Annotated in this window: 25 protein-coding genes; 8 read left to right on the top strand and 17 right to left on the bottom strand. The window is 66.0% G+C overall.

All coding sequences use genetic code 11. The features are described 5' to 3' along the window. Nucleotides 1–177: 177 nt before the first annotated feature. A complete protein-coding gene (locus IEX41_RS06765; RefSeq protein ID WP_188789479.1) occupies nucleotides 178–1698 on the bottom strand; it encodes a DUF2125 domain-containing protein in 1521 nt (506 codons plus the stop codon). 132 nt (nucleotides 1699–1830) lie between these two features. On the opposite strand from IEX41_RS06765, the gene IEX41_RS06760 reads away from it, so the two are divergent. Next, nucleotides 1831–2580 (top strand): SDR family oxidoreductase, encoded by a 750-nt coding sequence (locus IEX41_RS06760; RefSeq protein ID WP_188789478.1) that lies wholly within the window; start codon nucleotides 1831–1833, stop codon nucleotides 2578–2580. Continuing rightward, a complete protein-coding gene (locus IEX41_RS06755) occupies nucleotides 2577–3185 on the top strand; it encodes an enoyl-CoA hydratase/isomerase family protein (RefSeq protein WP_188789477.1) in 609 nt (202 codons plus the stop codon). Before IEX41_RS06760 ends, IEX41_RS06755 begins: the two co-directional genes overlap by 4 nt. Before the next feature lie 279 nt (nucleotides 3186–3464). Here the strand turns inward: IEX41_RS06755 and IEX41_RS06750 are convergent, their stop codons facing one another. The 6 genes from IEX41_RS06750 to IEX41_RS06725 all read right to left on the bottom strand — a co-directional run bounded on the left by IEX41_RS06750 (nucleotide 3465) and on the right by IEX41_RS06725 (nucleotide 7653). After that, entirely contained in the window at nucleotides 3465–3830 is a 366-nt protein-coding gene (locus tag IEX41_RS06750; RefSeq protein ID WP_188789476.1) for a cupredoxin domain-containing protein, read from the bottom strand. A gap of 98 nt (nucleotides 3831–3928) precedes the next feature. Then, complete coding sequence (locus tag IEX41_RS06745; protein ID WP_188789475.1) at nucleotides 3929–4996, bottom strand: methylglyoxal synthase; 1068 nt, start codon at nucleotides 4994–4996, stop codon at nucleotides 3929–3931. A 182-nt stretch (nucleotides 4997–5178) separates the two neighbouring features. Next, nucleotides 5179–5775 (bottom strand): MotE family protein, encoded by a 597-nt coding sequence (locus IEX41_RS06740; protein WP_188789474.1) that lies wholly within the window; start codon nucleotides 5773–5775, stop codon nucleotides 5179–5181. 9 nt (nucleotides 5776–5784) lie between these two features. Next, complete coding sequence (locus IEX41_RS06735; protein ID WP_188789473.1) at nucleotides 5785–6153, bottom strand: flagellar motor switch protein; 369 nt, start codon at nucleotides 6151–6153, stop codon at nucleotides 5785–5787. Continuing rightward, nucleotides 6137–7078 carry a flagellar motor switch protein FliM gene (locus tag IEX41_RS06730; RefSeq protein WP_188789472.1) on the bottom strand — a complete coding sequence of 314 codons (942 nt, stop codon included), beginning with the start codon at nucleotides 7076–7078 and terminating at the stop codon, nucleotides 6137–6139. Before IEX41_RS06730 ends, IEX41_RS06735 begins: the two co-directional genes overlap by 17 nt. Continuing rightward, nucleotides 7075–7653 carry a flagellar basal body-associated FliL family protein gene (locus IEX41_RS06725; protein WP_188789471.1) on the bottom strand — a complete coding sequence of 193 codons (579 nt, stop codon included), beginning with the start codon at nucleotides 7651–7653 and terminating at the stop codon, nucleotides 7075–7077. Before IEX41_RS06725 ends, IEX41_RS06730 begins: the two co-directional genes overlap by 4 nt. A 147-nt stretch (nucleotides 7654–7800) precedes the next feature. Here IEX41_RS06725 and fliF point away from each other — a divergent pair, with 147 nt between their 5' ends. Genes fliF through IEX41_RS06700 form a run of 5 tightly spaced genes read left to right on the top strand, consistent with a single transcriptional unit; the run spans nucleotide 7801 to nucleotide 12424 of the window. Then, nucleotides 7801–9498 (top strand): flagellar basal-body MS-ring/collar protein FliF, encoded by a 1698-nt coding sequence (fliF, locus tag IEX41_RS06720; RefSeq protein WP_188789470.1) that lies wholly within the window; start codon nucleotides 7801–7803, stop codon nucleotides 9496–9498. Next, nucleotides 9495–10169 carry a FliH/SctL family protein gene (locus IEX41_RS06715; protein WP_188789469.1) on the top strand — a complete coding sequence of 225 codons (675 nt, stop codon included), beginning with the start codon at nucleotides 9495–9497 and terminating at the stop codon, nucleotides 10167–10169. Before fliF ends, IEX41_RS06715 begins: the two co-directional genes overlap by 4 nt. Further along, entirely contained in the window at nucleotides 10166–10525 is a 360-nt protein-coding gene (locus IEX41_RS06710; protein WP_188789468.1) for a FliM/FliN family flagellar motor switch protein, read from the top strand. Before IEX41_RS06715 ends, IEX41_RS06710 begins: the two co-directional genes overlap by 4 nt. Continuing rightward, entirely contained in the window at nucleotides 10522–11343 is an 822-nt protein-coding gene (gene fliP / locus IEX41_RS06705; protein WP_188789467.1) for a flagellar type III secretion system pore protein FliP, read from the top strand. Before IEX41_RS06710 ends, fliP begins: the two co-directional genes overlap by 4 nt. Nucleotides 11344–11368: 25 nt before the next feature. After that, a complete protein-coding gene (locus IEX41_RS06700) occupies nucleotides 11369–12424 on the top strand; it encodes a flagellar motor switch protein FliG (protein ID WP_188789466.1) in 1056 nt (351 codons plus the stop codon). Between the two features lie 15 nt (nucleotides 12425–12439). Here IEX41_RS06700 and IEX41_RS06695 read toward each other — a convergent pair whose 3' ends face one another. From IEX41_RS06695 to IEX41_RS06660, 8 genes are all read right to left on the bottom strand, one after another. After that, nucleotides 12440–13270: a DUF1217 domain-containing protein gene (locus IEX41_RS06695; RefSeq protein ID WP_188789465.1), complete on the bottom strand. Its 831-nt coding sequence runs from the start codon at nucleotides 13268–13270 to the stop codon at nucleotides 12440–12442. Further along, nucleotides 13267–13671 carry a flagellar biosynthesis repressor FlbT gene (locus IEX41_RS06690; protein WP_188789464.1) on the bottom strand — a complete coding sequence of 135 codons (405 nt, stop codon included), beginning with the start codon at nucleotides 13669–13671 and terminating at the stop codon, nucleotides 13267–13269. Before IEX41_RS06690 ends, IEX41_RS06695 begins: the two co-directional genes overlap by 4 nt. After that, the gene (locus IEX41_RS06685) at nucleotides 13640–14077 is read right to left on the bottom strand and encodes a flagellar biosynthesis regulator FlaF (protein ID WP_188789463.1); all 438 of its coding nucleotides are present in this window, start codon (nucleotides 14075–14077) and stop codon (nucleotides 13640–13642) included. Before IEX41_RS06685 ends, IEX41_RS06690 begins: the two co-directional genes overlap by 32 nt. A gap of 140 nt (nucleotides 14078–14217) precedes the next feature. Further along, complete coding sequence (locus tag IEX41_RS06680; RefSeq protein ID WP_188789462.1) at nucleotides 14218–15153, bottom strand: flagellin N-terminal helical domain-containing protein; 936 nt, start codon at nucleotides 15151–15153, stop codon at nucleotides 14218–14220. 113 nt (nucleotides 15154–15266) lie between these two features. After that, the gene (locus IEX41_RS06675; protein WP_188789461.1) at nucleotides 15267–16259 is read right to left on the bottom strand and encodes a flagellin N-terminal helical domain-containing protein; all 993 of its coding nucleotides are present in this window, start codon (nucleotides 16257–16259) and stop codon (nucleotides 15267–15269) included. A gap of 114 nt (nucleotides 16260–16373) precedes the next feature. Beyond that, nucleotides 16374–16784, bottom strand: coding sequence for a hypothetical protein (locus IEX41_RS06670; protein ID WP_188789460.1), 411 nt, complete (start codon nucleotides 16782–16784; stop codon nucleotides 16374–16376). Continuing rightward, on the bottom strand, nucleotides 16781–17101 hold the full coding sequence (locus IEX41_RS06665) for a hypothetical protein (protein ID WP_188789459.1): 321 nt from the start codon (nucleotides 17099–17101) through the stop codon (nucleotides 16781–16783). Before IEX41_RS06665 ends, IEX41_RS06670 begins: the two co-directional genes overlap by 4 nt. A gap of 12 nt (nucleotides 17102–17113) precedes the next feature. Next, nucleotides 17114–18226, bottom strand: a complete 1113-nt coding sequence (locus IEX41_RS06660; RefSeq protein WP_188789458.1) for a flagellar basal body P-ring protein FlgI — start codon at nucleotides 18224–18226, stop codon at nucleotides 17114–17116. 207 nt (nucleotides 18227–18433) lie between these two features. Between IEX41_RS06660 and IEX41_RS06655 the strand changes: the two genes are divergently transcribed. Then, the gene (locus IEX41_RS06655; protein ID WP_229672970.1) at nucleotides 18434–19189 is read left to right on the top strand and encodes a winged helix-turn-helix domain-containing protein; all 756 of its coding nucleotides are present in this window, start codon (nucleotides 18434–18436) and stop codon (nucleotides 19187–19189) included. Here IEX41_RS06655 and IEX41_RS06650 read toward each other — a convergent pair. Both IEX41_RS06650 and flgK read right to left on the bottom strand, forming a co-directional pair. Next, nucleotides 19154–20194 (bottom strand): flagellin, encoded by a 1041-nt coding sequence (locus IEX41_RS06650; RefSeq protein ID WP_188789456.1) that lies wholly within the window; start codon nucleotides 20192–20194, stop codon nucleotides 19154–19156. The genes IEX41_RS06655 and IEX41_RS06650 overlap by 36 nt on opposite strands. A gap of 25 nt (nucleotides 20195–20219) precedes the next feature. After that, nucleotides 20220–21623, bottom strand: a complete 1404-nt coding sequence (gene flgK, locus IEX41_RS06645) for a flagellar hook-associated protein FlgK (RefSeq protein WP_188789455.1) — start codon at nucleotides 21621–21623, stop codon at nucleotides 20220–20222. Nucleotides 21624–21642 lie beyond the last annotated feature (19 nt).

The raw sequence follows: 21642 nt of genomic DNA, 5'->3' as shown, positions 1-21642 counted from the left end.
ACGGCCACGAAACCCGTTCAGAAACACCCACCGGAACAACAGAAGGCCCCGCACGATGGCGGGGCCTTTTTTTCATGTGGAAGCCCTTGGCAACCTTGGGCCGCTTGCCGCACGGGCCACAGGCATCAGCGCACCCGGAGGCAAATGCGGGCCGGTGTCATGCCCGGCCCGGCCGGGTCACTTCACCCGTTGGCCGTTGGCAAGGATCTGGCCGCTGTCGTTGATCTCGATGGTCGAGCTGACGCTGTCGGGGTCCGAACCGCTCACGGTGAACATCGCCAGCATCATCCGCGCGCCCATGGCGTCCTGCTCGGACACCACGCCCAGCTCGATCAGTCGATCGATGAGGCCATTCGCCCCGTCGGCCTGCAGTTCGAGCGTGCCGGTGGGCGCGGGCATGCCGTCAAAGCTCTCGAGATCGTCGTTGTCGAAGGTGAAATCGCCCGTCCCGGTCAGCTTTGCGCCGCCGGCCTCGATGGTGAGGTCATTGAGCGTCAGCGCGTTCAGCTCACCCGGCTTGGTGTTGCCACCTTCAAGCGTTGCCAGCTGCGTCGGATCGAAGAAATCGATGTAGGGCGTCACCTGCCCCGACAGGTCCAGCATCACGGTCATCGGATCACGCGGCATGACGGCCTCGGGGTCGAACATGTTCCAGATCATGTCCGACAGGGTGAGCCCACCGAAGTTGACGCCGAAGGCCATGTCCTGCGGCTCGTCCGAGGCGCTCACCGGGACCAGCGCATGGGCCGTCACCTCATTCATCTCGGCGCTGAGCGGGAAAGGAAACTCCGGCGTCTGCGCTTCCCAGCTGACCCGCTGGGCGCCCGCATCGTAGCTGAGCCCGTCCTGCGAGGCACTGTAGCGCAGCCCCGACCCGTCGCTGGAGCTGGTGATCGTGGTGGCGGAGCCCTCTTCGGTGAAGGTCATCTCGGACCGGCCCGGGCCAATCTCGATGCTGCCACTCGCCTCGAGGCCCGCCGCCATGGGGTTCTCCACGTCGGGGGCCATGTCCACCGGGCGCGCCATGATCGAGCTTACTTCGACGCTCTCGGCGCTGCCGATGGCCGAACCGCCGTTGGCGCCGGTCTCATCGCTGCCGAAGATGTCATAGGCGACGCTGGCGATGTTGAGAGATTTCTCCATCCGCTGCATGTCGCCGTCACGGCGAGAGGTCGCGGTCCCGTCGAGCGTGTCCATGGACACCAGACCCCGCGCTCCCTCTCGGGGGATCTCGGTGCCGTCCACCACCAGACGCGCCAGTTCCAGCACCAGCCGCGCGGCGCTGAAATCGTAGTCGATGGCATCGGGATCGCCCGAGGCGACCATGTCGAACTCTTCCGGACGGTAGTCGATCTGCAGGTCCATCGTCTCGCCCTCGTTCGGGCGCACCTCGATCGTCAGGGGCAGCACGTCGGGCAGCACCACCCGGACCGACCCGTCGCCCGCCTCCTCGAGGTCCATCCCCGGCATGGAGACAGTGAACGTCCCCTCGTCTTCGGGCAGCTCGCTGATCATCCGGATATCGGACACGGTCAGCACATCGCCGGACCGCGTGGTCCCGGCCTCGAGCGCGTAGCCGAACCCGTCAAGGCTGCGCGACATGTCCTGCCACACCTCTTCGGGGGTCACATCGGCCTGCGCGGGCAGCGCGAGAACCGAGACGGAGGCCGCAAGGACGGCAAGACTTGTGCGTTTCATGGGGCAATCCTTCCACGGGAGCTATCAATTGGTTGCCGGGAACTTCTGCTTGTGGGCGAGCGGGGTCAAGAGGCTGGACCGGGGGTTTTCCAGCCTTTACCAAGGTTGTGAATCGGAAAATCGAGGTATCCCATGGACCTGACAGGCAAGACAGCGCTCATCACCGGAGCCTCGCGCGGCATCGGTGCCGCCACCGCCCGGATCTTTGCCGAGGCCGGCGCCAAGGTTGCGCTGCTGGCCCGCAACCGCGACGCCATCGCCGAGCTGGCGGGCGAGATCGGCCAGAACGCCGTCGCCATCCCCTGCGAGATCTCGCGCTACTGGGAGGTGGAGCAGGCAGTGGCCAACACGCTCAAGGCCTTTGGCTCGCTTGATATCGTGGTGAACAACGCTGGCGTCATCGACCCCATCGCCCCGCTGGCCGAGGCCGACCCCGACGCATGGAGCGCGGCGATCGACATCAACACCAAGGGTGTGTTCAACGGCATGCGCGCGGCCCTGCCGGTGATGCTTGGCGCGGGCGGCGGCACGGTGCTGACAATCGGCTCGGGCGCGGCGCACCGCCCGCTCGAGGGGTGGTCGGCCTATTGCACGTCGAAGGCGGGCACCCTGATGCTGACCCGCGCGGCGCAGGAGGAATACGGCGCCAAGGGCATCCGCGCCCTGTCGCTGTCGCCGGGCACAGTCGCCACGGACATGCAGCGCACCATCAAGGCCAGCGGCGTCAACGCGGTCAGCGAGCTTGACTGGGACGACCATATCCCCCCCGAATGGGTCGCCCGCACCCTGCTGTGGATGTGCGGCCCCGAGGCGGACGGCTTCCTCGGAGACGAGGTGTCCCTTAGGGACGAGGACATCCGCAGCAAGGTCGGCCTCGGATGATATCGCTCGAGCAGGACGGCGATTACTGGCTGGTGGTCATCGACCGCCCCGACAAGGCCAATTCGCTGACCCCGGAGATGCTGGGCCGCCTGTGCGAAATCGCCGAAGCCGCGCAGGCCGCCAAGGCGCTGGTGATCACCGGTGTGGGCAAGGTTTTCTCCGCCGGGGCGGACCTGGACGCGGCACGGGCGGGGCTTGCCACCTCGCCGCTGTGGGAACGGCTGTCGGGTGCCATCGCGCGGCTGCCGGGCCTCAGCATCTGCGCCATGAACGGCACCTGCGCGGGGGGTGCCATTGGCATGGCGCTGGCTTGCGATCTGCGCATCGCGGTGCCGGGGGCCAAGCTGTTCTACCCGGTGATGAAGCTGGGCTTCCTGCCGCAGCCTTCCGACCCGATGCGCCTGACCGCGCTGGTGGGGCCGGCGCGGGCCAAAGTGATCCTCATGGCCGGCCAGAAGATCCCCGTGGAAGAGGCCGCGCACTGGGGCCTTGTCGACCGCATCGTCGAGCCCCCTGCCCTGCTGACCGACGCCCGCGCCCTGTGCGAGCACACTCTGGCGGCGGACCCTGCCCTGTCCGGCGCCATCAAGCAGATGATCCGCTAGCACGCCCCTGAAAAGGTCACGAGATCGGCTTGTCGTCCTGCTCGCCTCGGCCCAACGGGATCCGTCTTGCCGGCCAAGCGCATGCAGCTGAAAAATGACGCTCTTTCGCGCTCAAACGCCTTTGCCTCGGGTTTCTCAGCGGCCTGCTGGGTGCATCGGCGCAGGCGTTTAAATCCCAGCCGTACCAGAGTGCACCGGGTCCACTGCAACTGATCGCGCGCATGAAGCATGAAGAAGGCCCCGCCGACGTGGCGGGACCTTTGAAGGAATGGCTGGCAATCAGTTGTGATTGGGCTCGGAGTTGGTCTCGAACTCGAGCGGCGGAGCGTTGTGATAGTCGATCACGCCCACGGTACCGCTGGAGGCACTCAGCGGGCTGACGAAATCCTGCGCCATGCCGTCGGTCACGTTCAGCACGTATTGCGCATCAGGTTCAAGGACACCAGTGGTCCATGTGTCATCCGTGGCCGAGGCACTGGTGGATGTGCCCGACTGGTTCACGAAGCGGACAGTGTCGCCGATCGCGGGAAAGACCTGATCGGGAAAGAATCCGTCACCCACGATGATGACGTAATGCTCGACCGCGGCCGCAGGGCCTGCGAGAGCTCCGATCAGGGTGGCGAGGATAGCAGACTTGCGCAGCATGAAACACTCCTTAGAACAGCTCAACAGGCCCCCACCGATTGGCTGCCGCTTCCTTAAGAAACGAATAAGGCAGGATTTTGGCGTGGTGGCGCGCCGGATCAGACCGAGAGCAGCGCCGTTGCGACCATGTCAGCCTCAGATGGTCCCAGCGCCAAAGGCGTGTCATGCAGCACCGACAGCCGGGTAAGCGCCTGAAGGTCCGCCTCTCCGCCATGGGGCACAGTGGGATCGGCAAAGAAGATCACCGCGTCAAGCTCGCCCGTGGCGATCATCGCACCCATCTGCTGGTCGCCCCCGCGCGAGCCGCGCTGCAATCGCCGAACGGTCAGCTCGGGCGCCGCCTCCGAGATCATACGCCCGGTACCGCCGGTGCAGATCAGCCGGTGCCCTTCCAGCGCGGCGGCATGGCGCATCACCCATGCCCGCAGGTGAGACTTGCGGGTGTCATGCGCTGCCAGCGCGATGCGGCGCGGCGCCGTCGAGGACCGGCGCGCCCGCCCCGTCATCGCGAGGATCGAGCGCACCTGCCCGGCAAAACCGGGGGTGTCGGCGGGAAACTCGCCTGCGAGGGCGGCAGTGCCCACGGTAAAGCCCGCGCCGCCCGCCTCAGCCACCGACAGGATGCGGGCCTCGCCGTCGATGCTGCCCGCCATGATTACCGGCTTGTCCACGGCGCCGCAGACCGCGCGCATCAGCGACGGTACATCTCCGGCAAAGCGGTAGGCCAGCAGGTCCAGCCCGTGCACATGTTCCAGATCGCAAAGCCGCCGGGCGGAGTCAGCCACTGCCGATTCCGGCCCCTGAAGCACGCTCGGGTGTCCGGTGATCTCGCCGCAGAAAGGGTAGTAGCGCAGCGGATGGTCGCGGGTCACCTGCGTCACCACGTCTGCTCGCGTGCCGCCCAGCAGGCAATCCACGTCCAGCGACACGGCGGCGCGGGCCGAGGCCAGTTCACTTTCTTCATCAAGGCTCACCACCTCGAGGTAGCTGCGCCCGCCCGCCGCGCGTATGGCATCCGCGAGACCGCGCAGTTCCGGCAGCGGCAGGCCCACGTCCTTGAACCCGATGTGTCGCACCCCGCCTTCCAGCGCCTCGTCGATGCGGGCGCGGGCGTCCGGGATGGTCCGGTCGTTTTCGGTAAGCATCAGGATGAAGTCGAAGGCCATGGCATTCCCCGTCGCGCTGTTTGCGGTAACCTACGTGGGATGGCCACAGTCTCCAAGGCCGGTTTCACGGCACGGACAGGCCGGGCAACAGCGGGGCTGGCAGTGCACCGACGCTGCAGGTGCTTCTGGCAGACCGGGTTGTGGACAAGGGCACATCCGCCTGATCCACCGCGCCGGTTATGTCAGAGCTTGATGTCGTCCAGCCGCTGATCGCCGGGCAGCTTGGACCGTTCGAGGATGATCTGCGAGATCGCCCGCGCGCGCACCGGGTCCAGCGATGCGAGGATCGGCGCCGCGTCGCGTTCGTCCATGGTGCCCATGACCATCACCGTCACCTCGATGTCGAGGTCGTTCATGATGTTCGCCGCTTCCTTGGGCTTCATGTTCCGGTAGAGCGACACCAGCCGGTCCACGTCGGCCGTATGCGCCGCCTCGACCCGCTCCAGCAGGCCCTCAAGCTCCTGCTTGAGATCCGCAAGCCGCTGGCGTTCGATCTCGAGCGTTTCCGACGTCAGGTCCTGTTCCGCCGACCGTTCCGCCGAGCGATCCTTCTGCGCCTCGAGCAGCTCTCGCTCGCGGCGGATCGAGGCGAGCAGTTCCTCGGGGGCCTCGCAGATCACGGGCTCGGGGGTGGGGGCGCCCTCCTCTGCGGCCTGTGCAGCCGAGATCAGTGCACCGCCGGAGGCCGATTGCAGCTGCGGCATCTCAAGGACAGTGGCCCCGGCCTTGGCAAGGACGACAAGGGCGATACCGCCGAGGATAAGGCTGATGGGGCGCATGGACAGATCTCAGGCTTCGCGTTGACGGACGGTTTCGAAGAAGCCGCGCACCAGTTCGGACTTGCCGTTCAGCGGCGTGGCTTCAGGCGGACGGCTGGGCCGTTCGCGGCTGCTGCGGAAGGCGGGTTCCTTGCGGGCCGCTTCGGTGCGAGTTTCGCTGCGGGTCTCGGTGCGCGCCCGGGGCTGCGCCTCGCGGGCGGCGCGCAGGGCGGACACCGTGCTTTCGCTGCGCTCCACCGCCTGGGAGAAACTGCCGATCATCGGCTCCATCTCGCGCAGGACGACCATAAGCTTGCGCACCCGGCGGTCCACCACCCAGGCATAGCCGAGTGTACCGACCAGAAGGACAAGGACAGCAACATCAATCACGAAGGACATCTGGCAGCTCCTCTTCTTGGTAAAGCTTTTCCGTAACCTTGAGCGCCATGCGCCCGTTCTTGCGGTGGCCGACCTCGGCATGGGCAATGTCCTTGCCCACGCAGGTCAGCGTCACCGCGTCGTCCGCCTGAAGTCCCAGTTCCAGCACCTGCCCCGGCGTCCACGCCAGCACCTCCCGCATGGGCAGGTTGACCTGCGCCAGAACCGCGGACAGATCCACCGAGGTGCCGCCCAGCATGTCGGTCATCTTGGACCGCCAGCCACTGTCACCGCCCAGCTGGCCGCCGGTGAACTGCTGCGACAGAAGGTGGCTGACCTGCTCGAACGCCGTGTTGGGCAGGATGAAGACCATCTCGCCGCTGCGGCCCTCGATCTCGATGTCGAGTGTGGCCCGCACGCAGGCGCTGGTCGGTGGCGCCAGCAGCAGACCCTTGGGGTTGGTCTCGAGGTGATCGATGCGGAACGTGACCGGCGAGACCTTGTTGAAGGCTGCGGTCAGCTCGGCCAGCACCGTCTCGCAAAAGCCCTGCCCCACCCGTTTCTCGATGCCGGTGAAATTGCGGGAGGCCGGCGCGGTCTGCGGCCCGGTGCGCCCGCCAAAGGTCACTTCGACGATGTTGAACAGCAGGTTCGGCGACAGTATCGAGGCGACGGTGCCGCCCCAGTCGTCCGCATCGGTCACCGCGATCAGCGCCACCTCGGGCAACTCGCCAAGCGCATCCTGGCAGGTCATGTAGTCGATGCCGCGCAGCGAGGTCTCGGCCATGCCGCCCAGGTAGCTGCGCAGGACCTGGCCAAGGGACAGCGCAAAGCGGTCGAAGGCGACCTCGAGCATGGGCAGGCGGGCATAGGAATGCTTGGCCCGCTCGACCATCAACTCCTGCACGTCACGGGTGCTGAGCATGGAATCGGGATGCACGGTCATTGCACGATCAGGTCCGCGATAAGGAATTCCTGCGGCGCATCACTATCGGAAATCGCACGCGCGCGACGCAGCAATTCGGCCTTGAGCCGGACGAGACCAATGCTGCCCTGCAGGTCACTTTCGTTCAGCTGGCGCAGGTAATCCTGAATACTGTCGCGCATGAACAGCTTGCGCTCTTCGATGTTCGCCGCGCCCGGCAGGGTGTTGTCATAGGCCAGCGCAAGGTTGAGCTTGAGGAACCGCGTGGTCTGCCGCCCGGTCGCCGTCGTGGACGTGATGTTGACGATGATTTCCTGGAACGGCGTGACAACGATGCGATCGTCGCCCACGCCACCAGCAGCAGAGCCTGCATGGGCTTGGTCTGCGTCCGGAGCGCTGCCTTCGTCCGCGTGCGCTTCTCCCGCCTCGTCGCCAGACCCGGGGAGCAGCGCCATGACCGCCGATGGCCCGACCGACGCGACAAGCCCGCCGCCAAGCGCCACGAGGCAGGCCAGCACCAGAAGCGCCCCTCGCAACAGCCCACGCCCCTTTCGAGGGGCGCCGCCTGCGGGGTCTGCGCTGCTTGCCGATGCCATTGGAGAGCCTGCCGAAATGCTTTTCTATCCTTGCACCATGATGCGAAAACACGGCCGTTAAAGCAAGTATAAAACGCGACAATAATCTTGATGGACAAGGATAGATGTGATTAATTTTGGATAAACCGGACAGGGGCGGATTCCGACGTGCAGGCGCTGATAGACAACCTGAAATCCCTCGGGCAGAAACGCCTCATCGCGCTTGGCGCCGTGGGGGTCGGGCTCGTGCTCGCGGTATTCATCGGCATGGCGGTGCTGGCGCAACGCGATTACGTCTCGCTCTACCGTGACCTGTCGCCCGCAGACGCGGGGCGCATCGTCGAGGCGCTGGAGCAGGCCCAGATCCCCGCTCGCGCCGACATGGCCGGCACCGCCGTGAGCGTGCCCGCCGAGGACCTTGCCCGCGCCCGCATGGAGCTTGCCGGTGCAGGCCTGCCCAATGACGGCACCCCGGGGTGGGAGATCTTCGACAGCGCCACGGGCCTTGGCATGAACAGCTTCATGCAGCGGGTGAACCGGATGCGGGCGATGGAAGGCGAGCTGGCGCGCTCAATCCAGACCATCGACGGCATCGAGGCGGCCCGGGTCCACCTTGTTCTGCCCGAACGCGAGCCGTTCAGCCGCGAGCGGGCTCAGCCCTCTGCGTCGGTCATCGTGCGCGGGCAGCGTCAGATCGCCATGCGGCAGGCGCAGGCGATCCGGTCGCTGGTGGCTTCGGCCGTGCCGGACCTTGCGCCGAACCATGTGACAGTGCTGTCCGCCTCGGGCGAGACGATCCTTGCGGAGGATGGCGAGGCGGGGTCCGACACGTCGCTGCAATCGGCCCGCGCCCAGATCGAGGACCGGCTGGGTCAGCGCATCACCCAGATCCTGTCGGCCCGCGTGGGCGCCGGCAACGCAAGGGTGCAGGTCAGTGTGGATCTGTCCACCGAGCGCCGGGTGATCCACGAACAGACCTACGACCCCGCGCAGCGCGTGGTCCGCTCCACCGAAACCCGCGAGGAATCCCGAGAGGACCAGCGCGCCGCATCCGGAGAGGTTGGCGTCAACGACAACATCCCCGCGGCGCTCGCCGATGACGTGCCGGGCAATGCCTCGAACACCTCGAACAGCACCAACGAGGTGGTGAACTACGAGATTGGCGGCACCCGCTCCGAGATCGTGCAGGAGCCCGGCGAGATCCAGCGCGTGTCTGTCGCGGTTCTCGTCAACGGCATCTACAACGTTGAGGGCGGCGGTGCCGTCGATTACGAGGAACGCGGCGAAGACGAGCTCGCCCGCCTCGAGACGCTGGTCCAGAGCGCCATCGGCTTCGACGAGGCGCGCGGCGACAGCGTCGAGGTGGTGAGCCTGCGCTTCATGGACTACTCAATGGACGTGGGCGAGCCGGTGTCTGGCGGGGTCATGCAGCTGATGCGCGACAACCTCGGCACCATGCTGCGCGGCCTCTTCGCGTTGGGGCTGGTGGCGGCGGTCCTGTTCTTCGCGGTGCGCCCGGCGCTCAACCGGCTGGCCACCCCTGCCGCCCTGCCCGGCCCCGACGGCGCGGCACCGGGCGGTCCCGGTGCGCTGGCACAGATCGGCAGCGACGGCAGCTCGACGACAACGAACATCACCAACATCCAGAACGCCCGGCAGGCCGGCACCACGGAACGCAACGTCTACCAGGATGGCACCGTGCTCGACCCACTGCCCCGGGACGAGGATGACACCATTGCACTGGCCTCGGTGCAGGGCGGCGTCCAGCGCGGCTGGATCAACACCGTCGGCACGCTGATCGAGAACGAGCCCGACGATGCCATCAAGGTGGTGCGCGGCTGGCTCGCCGAAGGATCGGCCACATGAGTTTCGTCTTCGACCGCAACTTCGACGCCGAAGGCGAGGCCACGGCGCGCGGTGAAACGCCGGTCATCGGTGCCGTCTTCACCCGCGCCCAGTACGAACAGGCCGTTGCCGAGGCCCGCGCCGCGGGCTTCGAGGCGGGGCTCGAGCAGGGCCGCGCCGAAGCCTTCGACGCCGCCGAAGGCTCGCAGAGCGCCCGCCGCCTCAAGGCGGCCGAGGCGGTGGTGCCCACCCTTCGCGCGCTTTTCGAGGACGCGCAGGCGCATCACGCGGCGCTTGAGGCGCAGATGGTCGAGTTCGTGCTGTCGGTCTTTTCGCAGGTCGCGCCCGACGTGCTGGCCGCACTGGCCGAGAGCCAGGCTCGGCGCGAGACGCTTGGCGCCGTGCGCATGGCGCTTGGCGCGTCGCAGCTGACGCTGTTCCTGCCCCCCGACACCGTGGAAAGCGCCAGCGCCGAGCTTGAGGCCGCCGCCCGCGAAGCGGGCTTCGGGGGCCGGCTGTCTCTGCGCCCCGACCCGGAGCTTTCCGCCGGTGACGTGCGCGCCGCTTGGGACAATGGCGTCATGTCCTACAGCTTTGCCGAGGTCTGCGCCCGCATCCTCGGGGCGCTTGGCATGACGCGGGACGATATCGAACAGAGGCTCGGGCAGAAACTCGCAGGAGACCGCACATGAACGACCTGACTGACACCGACGAAACCGCCCTGAGCGCCGTTGCCCAGGACGCGCTGGCCGAAGAGGCCGCGCAGCGCGGCGACGAGGCAAAGCCCGCAGGCGGGGCCAACATCGAGGCGATGCTGAATGTCGGGCTGAACGTGCAGATCGTTTTGGGCCGCACCCGCATGCCCATCGCGCAGCTGCTCAAGCTCAGCCGCGGGTCGATCATCGAACTCGACAAGTCCATCGGCCAGCCGGTCGAGGTGGTCATCAACGACCGCCTGGTGGCACGCGGCGATCTCGTCAAGCTGGCGGACGACCGGCTGGGCGTGTCACTGATCGAGATCGTCAAGGATTACGTGTCCACCGAATGATCCAGCCCCGCGCCATCGCTGTCTGCCTTGCCGTCGCGGGGTTTGCCGCCCTGCTGGCCGGGCCTGCGGCGGCGCAGGGCATCGGTAGCGACCTGCTGGGCGCCATCGGCGATGCGCTGAGCGACGCGCCCGCAGGTTCGGACGACCGCGCCACCCTGTCGGGGCGCATCATCCAGCTTGTGGCGGCGATCACCGCGCTTTCCATCGCGCCGGGGCTGCTGGTCATCATGACCAGCTTCACCCGCTTCGTGATCGTCTTTTCCATGCTGCGTTCGGCGCTTGGCCTCAATCAGACGCCGCCCAACATGGTGCTGTCGTCCATGGCGCTGTTCATGACCTTTTTCGTCATGCAGCCGGTGTTCGAGGATGCGTGGGACGGCGGGGTGCAGCCGCTCATGAACAATGCCATCAACGAGGAACAGGCGCTGCGCCGCATCGGAGATCCGTTCCGCGCCTTCATGTTCGCCAACACCCGCGAGAAGGACCTTGCCCTCTTCCACGAGATCGCGGGCCGCGATGCGGCGCAGCAGCCGCCGCTGGCCGAAACCGCCGCCGAGGCGGACTGGCGCACGCTGGTGCCCGCCTTCATGATCTCGGAGCTGCGGCGCGCCTTCACCATAGGGTTCCTGATCTACCTGCCCTTCCTCGTGATCGACCTCATCGTGGCCTCGGTCCTGATGAGCGCGGGCATGATGATGCTGCCCCCTGTCCTTATCTCCTTGCCCTTCAAGGTGATCTTCTTCGTGCTGATCGACGGCTGGTACATGCTCGCCGGCAGCCTCATGGAAAGCTACGCGCCCATGGCGGGCGCCGGCTGACCCCTTCGGGAAACGGAGCTTCAGAATGGCCGTCGCCGACCTTCGCCGCAAGGCAGACCCCGCCGCCACCGTCCCCCGCACGCGCAAGCTGACAGGGCCGCAGAAGGCCGCGATCCTGTTCCTGTGCCTTGGGGAAAAGCGCGGCTCCGCGCTCCTTCAGCAGCTTGACGATCTCGAGATCCAGAAGGTCACCCGCGCCATGTCCGGTCTCGGGTCGATCTCGAACGATCAGGTGGAGCAGGTGCTGCGCGAGTTCGTCGACGACATCACCAACGGTGGCGGCGTCGTGGGCTCGTTCTCGGTTGCCGAGAACCTGCTGCGCAACCTGCTGCCGGGCGAACAGGTGGACGGTATTCTCAAGGACATCCGCGGCCCCCTGAAGGAGCGCGACCTCTGGGCCCGCTTCGGTGCCCTGTCCGAGACCGTGATCGCCAACTACCTGCGCAACGAACACGAGCAGACTGTTGCGGCGATCCTCACCAACGTGAAGACGGATGTGGCCGCCAAGGTGCTGCCGCTGCTCGGGCCGGACAAGATGAACGACGTGGTGGAACGGATGATCCGAATGGAAGCGGTGCCCAACCACATGATGAAACAGATCGAAGAGGCGCTTCAGGCGGACATCATGAACGCCGGTGCCCAGCCCACCGCAAGCGAGCAGCACCAGCGCATGGCGGATCTCTTCAACAAGCTGGACCGTGTCGCGTTCGATGCCATGGCTCCTGCCCTCGAGGAGTCGGTTCCCGACAGCTTCGAGGCGATCAAGGCCAAGATGTTCACCTTCGAGGATCTTGCCAAGCTCGAGCCGCTGGACCTGGCCCGAGTCATGCGGGGCATGCCCGGCAACACCCTGCCCACCGCGCTCAAGGGTGCCAGCGAGACCACCCGCGAGGCGTTCCTGGCCGCCCTGCCCCAGCGGTCGCGCGACATGCTGCAGGAAGAGATGAACGGCATGGGTCCGGTGCGCCGCCGCGAGGTGGGAGAGGCGCAGACGCTGGCGCTCGACTACGCGCGCACGCTGGCCGAGGACGAACAGATCCGCCTGCCGCTGAACGACGATGACGAAGAGACGCTCTACTGAGCGTCTCCGGCGCGCTCAGCGGTTGGTGCGGTAGCCACCAAAGCCGGAAATGGCGGTGATGTCGATGGTGACGGGCACGAAACTGCCCGATGCAAAGCTCGACGCACTGCTCAGGATCGTCATCGCCCCGCTCAGCGGGGTGGAGCTGCTGCCCGACGTCGCATCGCTGATGGCCACGTATTTCGTCACCATCTCCTCGATCACCTCGGGGTCCGACAGGGTCTCGAGGTCGAGCTTTTCATTGATCAGCGCCGCCTGCTTGTCGATGTCGAGCGCGGCGAGGGCCTCGGGCAGGCCCAGCACCGTGCGCACCACCTTCGACAGGTCGGTATCGCGCAGGATGTCGAAGGCGGAATTGACGTCACCGGCCTTGCGCCGGAAGGCCAGTGCGGCGCCCAGCGTTTCATTCTCGTCGGTCTTGGCATTGACGAACTGGGTGTCAACGTACTTGTCGACCACGGTCGTCTTCCAGCTGGTCAAAAGAGTGTTGATGTTGCCCTCGCCCCCGGCACCGAACCCCAGCGCGGTGTAGAGATCCTTGAAGCGGCTGTCGGTCAGCTTGTTCACGAGGGCATCGCGGTCCTCGATGTCGCTCTTGAGGATCTTCTCCATCATCGCCTTGCCGAAGATCTGGTCCTCGAGGTCATAGGCCTTCATGACGAAGCTGTAGAGATCGTAATCCTCCAGGAGATCATCCACGGACTGCACGTCCGAGATGTTCTCCATGAAATATTCGATGGCACGGGCGTGCTGCGGCTCGGAGCGGATCATCTCCTGCTGCTTGTCCTCGGTGGCGTTGACGATGCGCAGCGCCACGTTGGTCGCCATCCCGGCAACCGAGATCATGCGCGTTCGCCTTCCGCTGTCCCGAGAAGCTCGGCCTCGCGCGCCATGAGCGGGCGCAGGTTGCGCAGGGCGGTGAAGTATTCCCCGCGGCTGACGTTGTTGGCGGCTTCGAAGACATGGCCTGACATCTCGGCCGAGAAGGCGCCCACCAGCGCCGCAAGACGCTCCTGCGCGGCCTTGACCGCCTTGTCGCGGCCCTCGGCATCAATGAGCGCGCTCTGTATGAGGAAGTAGGCGGCGGTCACCGGCGTCGTCGCGGCACCGGGGCTGAGCAGGTCGGTTTCGCGGATGATGTCCGCGCGGGTTTCAACGGTGATCGTGCTCTTGCGACCGCCGTTGCGCATCAGACAGCCGTTGACGATGATCCGTTCAAACGGCTTGAGCGTGAGATTGAGTGCCATCGAGATCCACCGCTGCAGGGGCCGGGCTCTGGCCTGCAAGGCCGCCCATGATGTTCTGGTTTACGTCGATCAGCGCCTTCAGTCCATTGCCGCCGCCGATCACCTCGCCACAGGTCCGGTCGACCCACAGCGACAGGGAAATGAGGTTCGCCCGCAGCGCCGCGGGCAGCTGGTTGCCCTCGCGCGAGAGGTCGTTCTGCAGGCGGACCCAGAGGGCGCGGTTTTCCGACACCACCTCGCGCAGGCCCTGCGCCAGGATCGCCACGCGCTCGGCCTTGTCGCCGGCGCCGTTCCAGGCCTCGAGATGCACGCTCATGCCGCCGGTGATGCGGGCAAAGACCCGGGCTTCGATCTGCCGGGGCGTTTCGCTTTCGCGGATGGTCCGCTTGTATGCGTTGATGCTCATGTCTTTCCTGCCTCTTCGCCCGGACCGGGCCGGACGTTCCTTGCACTGGCCGCGGCTGGTTCCGCCGGTCCTGGTGCCTGGGGTGGCGAGGGGCGCAGAACGCGCCCCTCGCCGGATCATCTACCGAACGTAAGTCCTGATCAGCGGAAGAGCGACAGGATGTTCTGCGGCGCCTGGTTGGCGATCGACAGGGACTGCGTCGCCAGCTGCTGCTGCACCTGAAGCGCCTGAAGACGGGCGGCTTCCTCTTCCATGTTGGCGTCGATCATCGACCCCACACCGGCGTCGATGCTGTCGACAACGGCGGTCAGGAAGGTCTGCTGGTTCTCGATCGACTTCTCTGACTGGCCAAGCTTGGTGGCGATGTCCGTGACATTGCCCACGACGCCTTCGGTCGAGGCCAGGGCCCCTGCCAGGAAAGCCTCGCCGGTGGCGGCCTCGGCGTTGGTGGCGAAGCCGGTTGCAAGGGTTTTGAAGTCCTGCACCAGCTTGCCGATGTCGTGGGTCCCCACCGAGATGTCGGTCGTGCTGTAGGTGCCGGCCCGGCTGATGCCGGTGACGACGTTGCGTGCCACGCCCACGTCGGTGTCGGTCTGCGTGGCCGCGGTCAGAATACCGGTCGCCGCGGCAACCGATCCGGCGGTCACGTCACCACCCGAATAGGCACCTGCGCCCAGCATGTCGTCACCGTTGAAGGTCGACTGGCTGAGAGTGGTTTCCATCTGCTTGACCAGCTCGTTGAGGTCATTTTCGACCTCGGTCTGACCGCCGGTCGCGCCCTGCGCGAAGGCAACCTTGTCGAGGAACTGCTGGGCGAGGCCGTTGATGGTTTCAGCACCAAGACGCGCGGTCGAGACCGAGTTCTTGGTGAGGGTCAATCCTTCGTTGATCGACGAGTAGACCGAGCTGTCGCCCTTCATGGTCTCGGAGATCTGGAAGTAGGCTGCGTTGTCCTTGCCGGACTCGACCTTGAGACCCGTGGAAATGCGGCCCTGGGTCTGCTCGAGGCTCGAATTGATGCCACGCAGGGTGGCCAGTGCGTTCATTGCGCTGGCGTTGGTATTGATGGAAGACATATCGTACTGCTCCGTTTCTATCGTTAACGCTTGTCATTCTGACAAGAACTTGGGCCTGTTAATTCAGTGTCACCGGGGCGAGAGGCCCGCCCCGGCGGGCGGTATCAACCCTGTCAGCGGAACAGCGACAGGATATTCTGCGGCGCCTGGTTGGCAATCGACAGCGACTGGGTTGCCAGCTGCTGCTGCACCTGAAGCGCCTGAAGACGCGCGGCTTCCTCTTCCATGTTGGCGTCGACCATCGAGCCCACACCGGAGTCGATGCTGTCGACGACAGCGTTCAGAAAGGTCTGCTGGTTCTCGATGGACTTTTCCGACTGGCCGAGCTTGGTGGCGATGTCGGTCACCTGGCCGACGAGGCCTTCGGTGGTTGTCAGGGCGGTCGCCAGGAAGTTGTCGGTCGTGTCACCCGCAGCGGCGGTCGCGCCGAAACCGGTAACGGCGTCGCCAGCGGTGGTCGTGCCGGCCACTTCGACGATCGCCTTGAACGATGCCACCAGCGATGCCACGTCGTGGGTGCCAACGGTGATCGAGGTGGTCGCGTACGAACCGCCGGCACGGCTGATGCCGGTCACCACTTCGCGGTCGTCGCCGACAGTGGCGCCACCGTTGACCGCGGCGGTCGTGATCGTACCGTCGACATCTGCCACCGCGTTGGTACCACCGTTCGCGCCTGCCACGATATCGTCGTACCCACCGGCACCCAGCATGTCGTCACCGTTGAAGGTCGACTGGCTGAGGGTGGTTTCCATCTGCTTGACCAGCTCGGCAAGGTCGCTTTCGATCTCGGCATGACCGCCGGTCGCGCCCTGCGCGAAGGCAACCTTGTCGAGAAACTGCTGAGCCAGACCATTGATGGTTTCAGCACCAAGACGCGCGGTCGAGACCGAGTTCTTGGTGAGGGTCAGGCCTTCGTTGATCGACGCGTAAACCGAGCTGTCGCCCTTCATGGTTTCGGAGATCTGGAAGTAGGCTGCGTTGTCCTTGCCGGATTCCACCTTGAGACCGGTCGAAATGCGGCCCTGGGTGGTTTCGAGGTTGGAGTTGATGCCACGCAACGTCGCCAGCGCGTTCATCGCACTTGCGTTGGTATTGATAGAAGACATTATGTTCTGCTCCGATTTCTATCGTTGGTCTTCGTCTTTCTGACGAAAACGGTCCTTGCCGTAAGTACTGGGTAACACGACAGAATGTGAACAGAGGTTTAACGAAGGTTAACGCTAGACCGACTGGTCAAACCGTTGCGATGGGGTCACATCCGAGGAGCTGCGGGCGCCGTCCTTGCCGTAGAGGCCACGCAGGCTCTGACGGTCGCGGATTCGCTCAATTTCGCTGGCTACAGCGCTTGTAGCCTCGGTCATGCGGCGCAAAAGCGCCAGATCGGTCGCGATGAGATCACGCAGATCATCCAGCCGGACCCGCAGCCGCTCGGACGCTGCATCGTCTTGTCCGAAAATTTTTTCCTGCTGCCCGAAGACCGTCTCAATTTCGCCAAGAAGCTCCGCCTTTCGGGGAAACAGCTCTTCGACGCGGCCCAGCTGACCCTGGCCGATGGCGGCGATCTCGTCGCGCAGCAGGCGCGCAAGCTGGTCGATCAGCATGTTGGCGCGGGCGGGGGTCACGTCGGTCATCCCTCGCGCTCCTCGCCGCGGGCCGAGGTGTAGGCCTCAAGTGCGCCGCGCAGGCTGCTCGAGATGCCCGCCCCACCCTGCTCGGCGATCTCGCGGCCGAAGGCCTCGGCCAGGAAGGACCGCCAGTGCTCTTCTGCCTGCCCGCCGCCGAAATCGCCGATGTCCACCTGGCTCAGCATCTCGTCGACCATCTGGCTCAGGAACATCGCCTCGAACTCGCGCGCGGCAGTCTGGGCCGCATCCGGCTCGGCGGTGCCGGGCCGGGCACCCATCGCGCCAGTGACCTGAAGGGCGGCCATGTTGGTGGAAATGTCCATCACAAATACTCGTCAGATGATTTCAAGATCGGCATGAAGCGCCCCCGCGGCCTTGATGGCCTGGAGGATGGAAATGGTCTGCGTCGCCGTCAGACCGATGGCGTTGAGCGCATCCACCAGCCGCTGAAGGCTCACGTCTGCGCCTTCAAGGATGGTGAAATGGGTCTCAGTCTCCTCGACGCCCACGGTGGTGCGGGGCACCACGACGGTGGTGCCGCCGATTGTCACCGGGTTGGGCTGGCTGACCTCGGGATCCTCGCGCACCATGACCGTAAGTCCACCCTGGCTGACCGCGACCCGGTCAATACGCACGTTGGCCCCGATCACGATGGTGCCAGACCGGGCGTCGATCACCACCTTGGCGATGCTGTCGGGCTCGACCATGAGGTTCTCGACCACGGACATCATCTCGGGGACGTCGCCCTTGCCCGACCCGCTGAGCCGCACCTCTACCGTGCCGGGATCCAGGGCGCGGGCCATGTTGCCCCCCAGCTTCTGCTGGATCGCCTCTGCCACCCGGCTGGCAGTGGTAAAGTCGGGATTGCGCAAGCTGAGGCGGATGGTGTCCAGCGATGCCAGCTCGAACGGGATTTCGTTCTCGACCGTGGCACCATTCTCGATCCGGGCCACCGTAGGCACGCCCTCGACCAGCGAGGCGGCAACGCCCTGCGCGGCCCAGCCGGCGACGGCAATGGGGCCCTGCGCCACGGCATAGACCTCGCCATCGGCGCCGGTCAGGGGCGTCACGATCAGCGTACCGCCCCGCAGGGAGGTTGAATCGCCCAAGGACGACACCACCACGTCGATGGGCGAGCCGCGCCGCGCGAAGGGCGGCAGCATCGCAGTGACCATAACGGCAGCGGTGTTCTGCGTACGGATATTGTCGTCGGACAGGTTGCCGACGCCAAGCCGCTCCAGCATCGCCTCGATGCTCTTCTCGGTGAAGGGGCTGTTGCGCAACGAGTCGCCAGTCCCATTGAGGCCGACCACGAGGCCGTAGCCCACCAGCTGGTTCTCGCGCACACCTTCGAACGTGGCAATGTCCTTGATCCGCACATCCGCCTGCGCCGGGAAGGCAGGCAGCAGCGCGGTGGCGACGGCGGCGAGGAAGGCAGCGATACGCATGATGCTCCGAACGGGTCTGGAGGGGATCTGACGGCAGGGCCGCGCCGTGAAACTAAACTACGACGGAGCCAAAATCGCAATGATTAATTCCTTCAGCAATCCATGACTAACCATTCTATCCTTGTGTTCTGCTTGACCGAGCCGCAATATCGCAGCATTGTATGCTTGCGATTGCCATGAAAAGTCCAACAGCTGTCAGGGGGCGTGGTGCATATCTACCTTTACGAGCCGCGTAACAACGCCCTTGGCGGGCTGATCTCGGGGATGAGCGAGGCTCAGTGGGAGCCGGTTCCCGTCACCGACGACTTCTTCGACCGCCAGCTCGACCTCATCGCGCCCGACGGCTTTGCCGACCGCCCTGTGCTGATGTGGGGCCACCCCCGCATCGTGGAGCGCATCGCGCGCCTGCGCCGCGCCGGCTGCCGCAACCCGGTTCTGGTCCTGCGCTCCGAGCGTGACCCCGAGGCGGCGATGGAGACGCTTGACGCGGGTGCCGATGACGACATCGTCGGGCCGCTGACCGGGTTCGAGCTGCGCAGCCGCGTCAACGCCATCACCCGGCGATTCCACGGCCACGCGGCGGCGTCTGTGCATATCGGTGATATCACGGCGTATTTCGACGGGCGTGATCCGGACGTGGCGGGCCAGCCCATGCGGCTGTCGCAGCGGGAACTGGCGATCTTCCAGCAGATCGCACTGGCGGCGCCGCGCGTGGTGTCGAAATCGCGGATCTACGACGCGGTCTACGGCATGGCCGACGACCAGCCCTTCGACAAGGTGATCGACGTCTACATCCACCGCATCCGCAAGAAGATCGAGGAAATGTCGCCGCTGGGCGATCCGCACATCCGCACGATCCGCGGCCGCGGCTACAAGCTGTCCCCCGAGGGCTTGGAAGAGGCAACGCAGCCGCTGCCCCTGCCTGGCTCAGGACATGAAATTCAGAAAGCTCAGCTGCGATAGCCGCGCGGTCACGGCGTAGCTGGCCTGAAGCTGGGTTTCGAGCGCGGTGATGCTGGTCGCAGCCTCGTAGCTGTCCACCCCGACAAGCGCATCCACACGCGCGGAGTAGACCACTTCACGATCCTTCAGCCGCGCGCTGGAGGCCTCGACCTGCGCAGACGCGGCGTCAAGCTGGGTCTGGCGGTCAAGCAGCCCGGCCATGCCCTCGGCAATACGCGAGGCGGCAGTACCGACCCAGGCATCATAGGCGGCGTCATCGGTGATCCCGGCAGGATCGACCGAGACCAGCATCGCCAGCCCCTGCAGCACCTCGCGGAAGGCCGGATCACTGGCAGAGGCGCCAAAGCTCACCCGCTCGCCATCGCCGATGCCCACGGACTGGCGGCCATCGCCGCTGCCGCCATAGAACAGCCCATCAAAGCCACCGCCCGAGAACAGCGCATCCAGTTCCGCAAACTTGGCTTCGGCATCGGCAAGGCTGTCGATGCTGCCGCCAGTGATTGCCGCGACCGCCTGCCGGGGCGTCTGCCCGCCATCCGAGGCCGCGTCCCAAGGGGTCAGCGCACGTGCGTCACCCGCTGCACCCGCAAACAGCGCCGCTCCAGCATGGGTGGCGTTGGCCTGGTTCACCAGCGCATCGAGCGCCGCCCGCGCCACCACCTGGATGCCGTCCGCTGCGCCACTGTCCGCGACGCTGTTGGCAAGCGCGAGCTCCATCGCCGGTCCGACGCCAGCACGGATGGCGCTGATGGCGCTGCTCATGCGGTCGATGCGGCTGCCCAGAAGACCATTGGCGGCGATCTGCGCCGCGTCCCGTTCCAGCGTAGCGTTCAGCGCCAGCGCCTCGGACGCGCCGACCCCAAGCGATTTGTAGATGTCCGACTTCACGCCGGTGGACAACTCCTGCTCGGCGGTGGCAAGGCGGGTCTGAAGCTCGGCATTGGTGTTGCGGCGCAGAAGGTTGCTGTACTGCGTCGAGGGGCCGCTGTTCATGTTGTAGATCATCGGGATCTCCGGTTCGGGCCTGCCGTCAGGCCGCGGCGATAAGGGTGTCGAGCATCTCGGCCACGGTCTGGAGCACCTGTGCGTTGGCGGCATAGCTCTGCTGGATCTGGGTCAGCTGCTGCAGCTCGTCATCCACGTTGACGCCCTGGAAGGACATGCGCGTGCCCTGCACAGCGACCGCCCCCGAGGCGAGCGTCGCCGCCTCGGTTTCAGCGCGCGCGCGGGTGGCGTTCTGCCCGGCGATCAGGGTCGAGGCATAGGTGGCGATGGTGGCGCTGCCGCCAAGACCAGCCGCCTCGTCGAAGCCGACCGGCGCATCGAGCGCGTCGATCATGTCCTCGATCAGCGTGTTGTCCCCGGTGTTGCCCGGCTGGGCCGCGCCCATCCCGTCACGGATGCGCCAGACCGCCCCCCCCTCGTCGGGCAGCACCGCCGCGTTCACCGCTATGCGCGCGGCAAGGCCCGGCTCGTAGGGCACGCCCGGCATGGCACCGGCATCGGTAAAGAGGCCCGGACCGCCGGTGCTGGTGTCGACGGTGGCCATGGTCTCGATCAGCGCCGAGGCGACCTCGTCGAGCTGCGCCTGCATTTGCGGCAGCGTATCGCTTGCCATGGTGATGCGCCCGGCCAGAGACCCTTCGGAGATGCCACGCACCCCCGGCTTTCCCGGCGTGATCTCGACCGCGCCGGCAAACAGGGTGCCGGTCTGTGCGTCGTAGCGCAGCGCCTGCCCCTGGTTGCCAGCCAGCAGCTCTGTACCGCCGGTCGTGAACAGTTCCACCCGGCCCTGCGCATCGGTACGCATGGTGAAGTCGATTACCTCGGCCAGCGCATCAAGCTCGGTGCCGATGGCGTCCTCGGTGGCAAGCCTCGCCTCGCCCTGAAGGCCGCCCGCCACCCGTTCGTTCAACTCCTGCAACCGCGCAATGCGCGCGTTCACGGAGCCCACGTCCGAAGCGATGGCGTCGTTGGTGCGGGTCATGGTGGTGGCCAGCTCGTCCCCGGCGCGGTTCAGCGCCACGGCCAGCCCCTGCGCCGCATCCACCGCACCGCGCTGGGTGGCGCTGTCCGAGGGCGACACCGACAGTAGGCCAAGGGCGCCCTGGAACCCGGTGAGATTGGTCAGGATCGTGTTGCCGCTTTCACTGTCGCCCAGCAGGCTGGTGTAGGCGTCGAGCCCCGTGGCCACGGCGTCCTGCGACGCGGTGCGCGACACTTCGGTGCGGTACATTGCGTCCAGCGTGGTATCCACGGCGCGACCGATGGTCGACACCTGCGGCGCCCCGTTCGGACCGGCGGTGATGCCGATGCTCCGGCGGGCGTAACCTTCGGTGTTTGCATTGCCGATGTTCGAGGACACGTTTTCGGCCCAGCGGGAGGATACGGTCATCCCGCTGCTGGCCGCGTTGAGGGCGGAGGTCAGGCTCATGATATTATCCCGTCAGCCT

Source organism: Salipiger pallidus, from assembly GCF_014643635.1.
Classification (GTDB): domain Bacteria; phylum Pseudomonadota; class Alphaproteobacteria; order Rhodobacterales; family Rhodobacteraceae; genus Salipiger; species Salipiger pallidus.
The sequence above is the reverse complement of the archived record's forward strand: the minus strand, read 5'-3'. Positions and strand labels throughout refer to the sequence as shown.

Bases quoted from the DNA above. Each gene is read 5' to 3' on its own strand.
- IEX41_RS06765 (WP_188789479.1), bottom strand. From the start codon at position 1,698: ATGAAACGCACAAGTCTTGCCGTCCTTGCGGCCTCCGTCTCGGTTCTC.
- IEX41_RS06760 (WP_188789478.1), top strand. From the start codon at position 1,831: ATGGACCTGACAGGCAAGACAGCGCTCATCACCGGAGCCTCGCGCGGC.
- IEX41_RS06755 (WP_188789477.1), top strand. From the start codon at position 2,577: ATGATATCGCTCGAGCAGGACGGCGATTACTGGCTGGTGGTCATCGAC.
- IEX41_RS06750 (WP_188789476.1), bottom strand. From the start codon at position 3,830: ATGCTGCGCAAGTCTGCTATCCTCGCCACCCTGATCGGAGCTCTCGCA.
- IEX41_RS06745 (WP_188789475.1), bottom strand. From the start codon at position 4,996: ATGGCCTTCGACTTCATCCTGATGCTTACCGAAAACGACCGGACCATC.
- IEX41_RS06740 (WP_188789474.1), bottom strand. From the start codon at position 5,775: ATGCGCCCCATCAGCCTTATCCTCGGCGGTATCGCCCTTGTCGTCCTT.
- IEX41_RS06735 (WP_188789473.1), bottom strand. From the start codon at position 6,153: ATGTCCTTCGTGATTGATGTTGCTGTCCTTGTCCTTCTGGTCGGTACA.
- IEX41_RS06730 (WP_188789472.1), bottom strand. From the start codon at position 7,078: ATGACCGTGCATCCCGATTCCATGCTCAGCACCCGTGACGTGCAGGAG.
- IEX41_RS06725 (WP_188789471.1), bottom strand. From the start codon at position 7,653: ATGGCATCGGCAAGCAGCGCAGACCCCGCAGGCGGCGCCCCTCGAAAG.
- IEX41_RS06715 (WP_188789469.1), top strand. From the start codon at position 9,495: ATGAGTTTCGTCTTCGACCGCAACTTCGACGCCGAAGGCGAGGCCACG.
- IEX41_RS06710 (WP_188789468.1), top strand. From the start codon at position 10,166: ATGAACGACCTGACTGACACCGACGAAACCGCCCTGAGCGCCGTTGCC.
- fliP (WP_188789467.1), top strand. From the start codon at position 10,522: ATGATCCAGCCCCGCGCCATCGCTGTCTGCCTTGCCGTCGCGGGGTTT.
- IEX41_RS06700 (WP_188789466.1), top strand. From the start codon at position 11,369: ATGGCCGTCGCCGACCTTCGCCGCAAGGCAGACCCCGCCGCCACCGTC.
- IEX41_RS06695 (WP_188789465.1), bottom strand. From the start codon at position 13,270: ATGATCTCGGTTGCCGGGATGGCGACCAACGTGGCGCTGCGCATCGTC.
- IEX41_RS06690 (WP_188789464.1), bottom strand. From the start codon at position 13,671: ATGGCACTCAATCTCACGCTCAAGCCGTTTGAACGGATCATCGTCAAC.
- IEX41_RS06685 (WP_188789463.1), bottom strand. From the start codon at position 14,077: ATGAGCATCAACGCATACAAGCGGACCATCCGCGAAAGCGAAACGCCC.
- IEX41_RS06680 (WP_188789462.1), bottom strand. From the start codon at position 15,153: ATGTCTTCCATCAATACCAACGCCAGCGCAATGAACGCACTGGCCACC.
- IEX41_RS06675 (WP_188789461.1), bottom strand. From the start codon at position 16,259: ATGTCTTCTATCAATACCAACGCAAGTGCGATGAACGCGCTGGCGACG.
- IEX41_RS06670 (WP_188789460.1), bottom strand. From the start codon at position 16,784: ATGACCGACGTGACCCCCGCCCGCGCCAACATGCTGATCGACCAGCTT.
- IEX41_RS06665 (WP_188789459.1), bottom strand. From the start codon at position 17,101: ATGGACATTTCCACCAACATGGCCGCCCTTCAGGTCACTGGCGCGATG.
- IEX41_RS06660 (WP_188789458.1), bottom strand. From the start codon at position 18,226: ATGCGTATCGCTGCCTTCCTCGCCGCCGTCGCCACCGCGCTGCTGCCT.
- IEX41_RS06650 (WP_188789456.1), bottom strand. From the start codon at position 20,194: ATGATCTACAACATGAACAGCGGCCCCTCGACGCAGTACAGCAACCTT.
- flgK (WP_188789455.1), bottom strand. From the start codon at position 21,623: ATGAGCCTGACCTCCGCCCTCAACGCGGCCAGCAGCGGGATGACCGTA.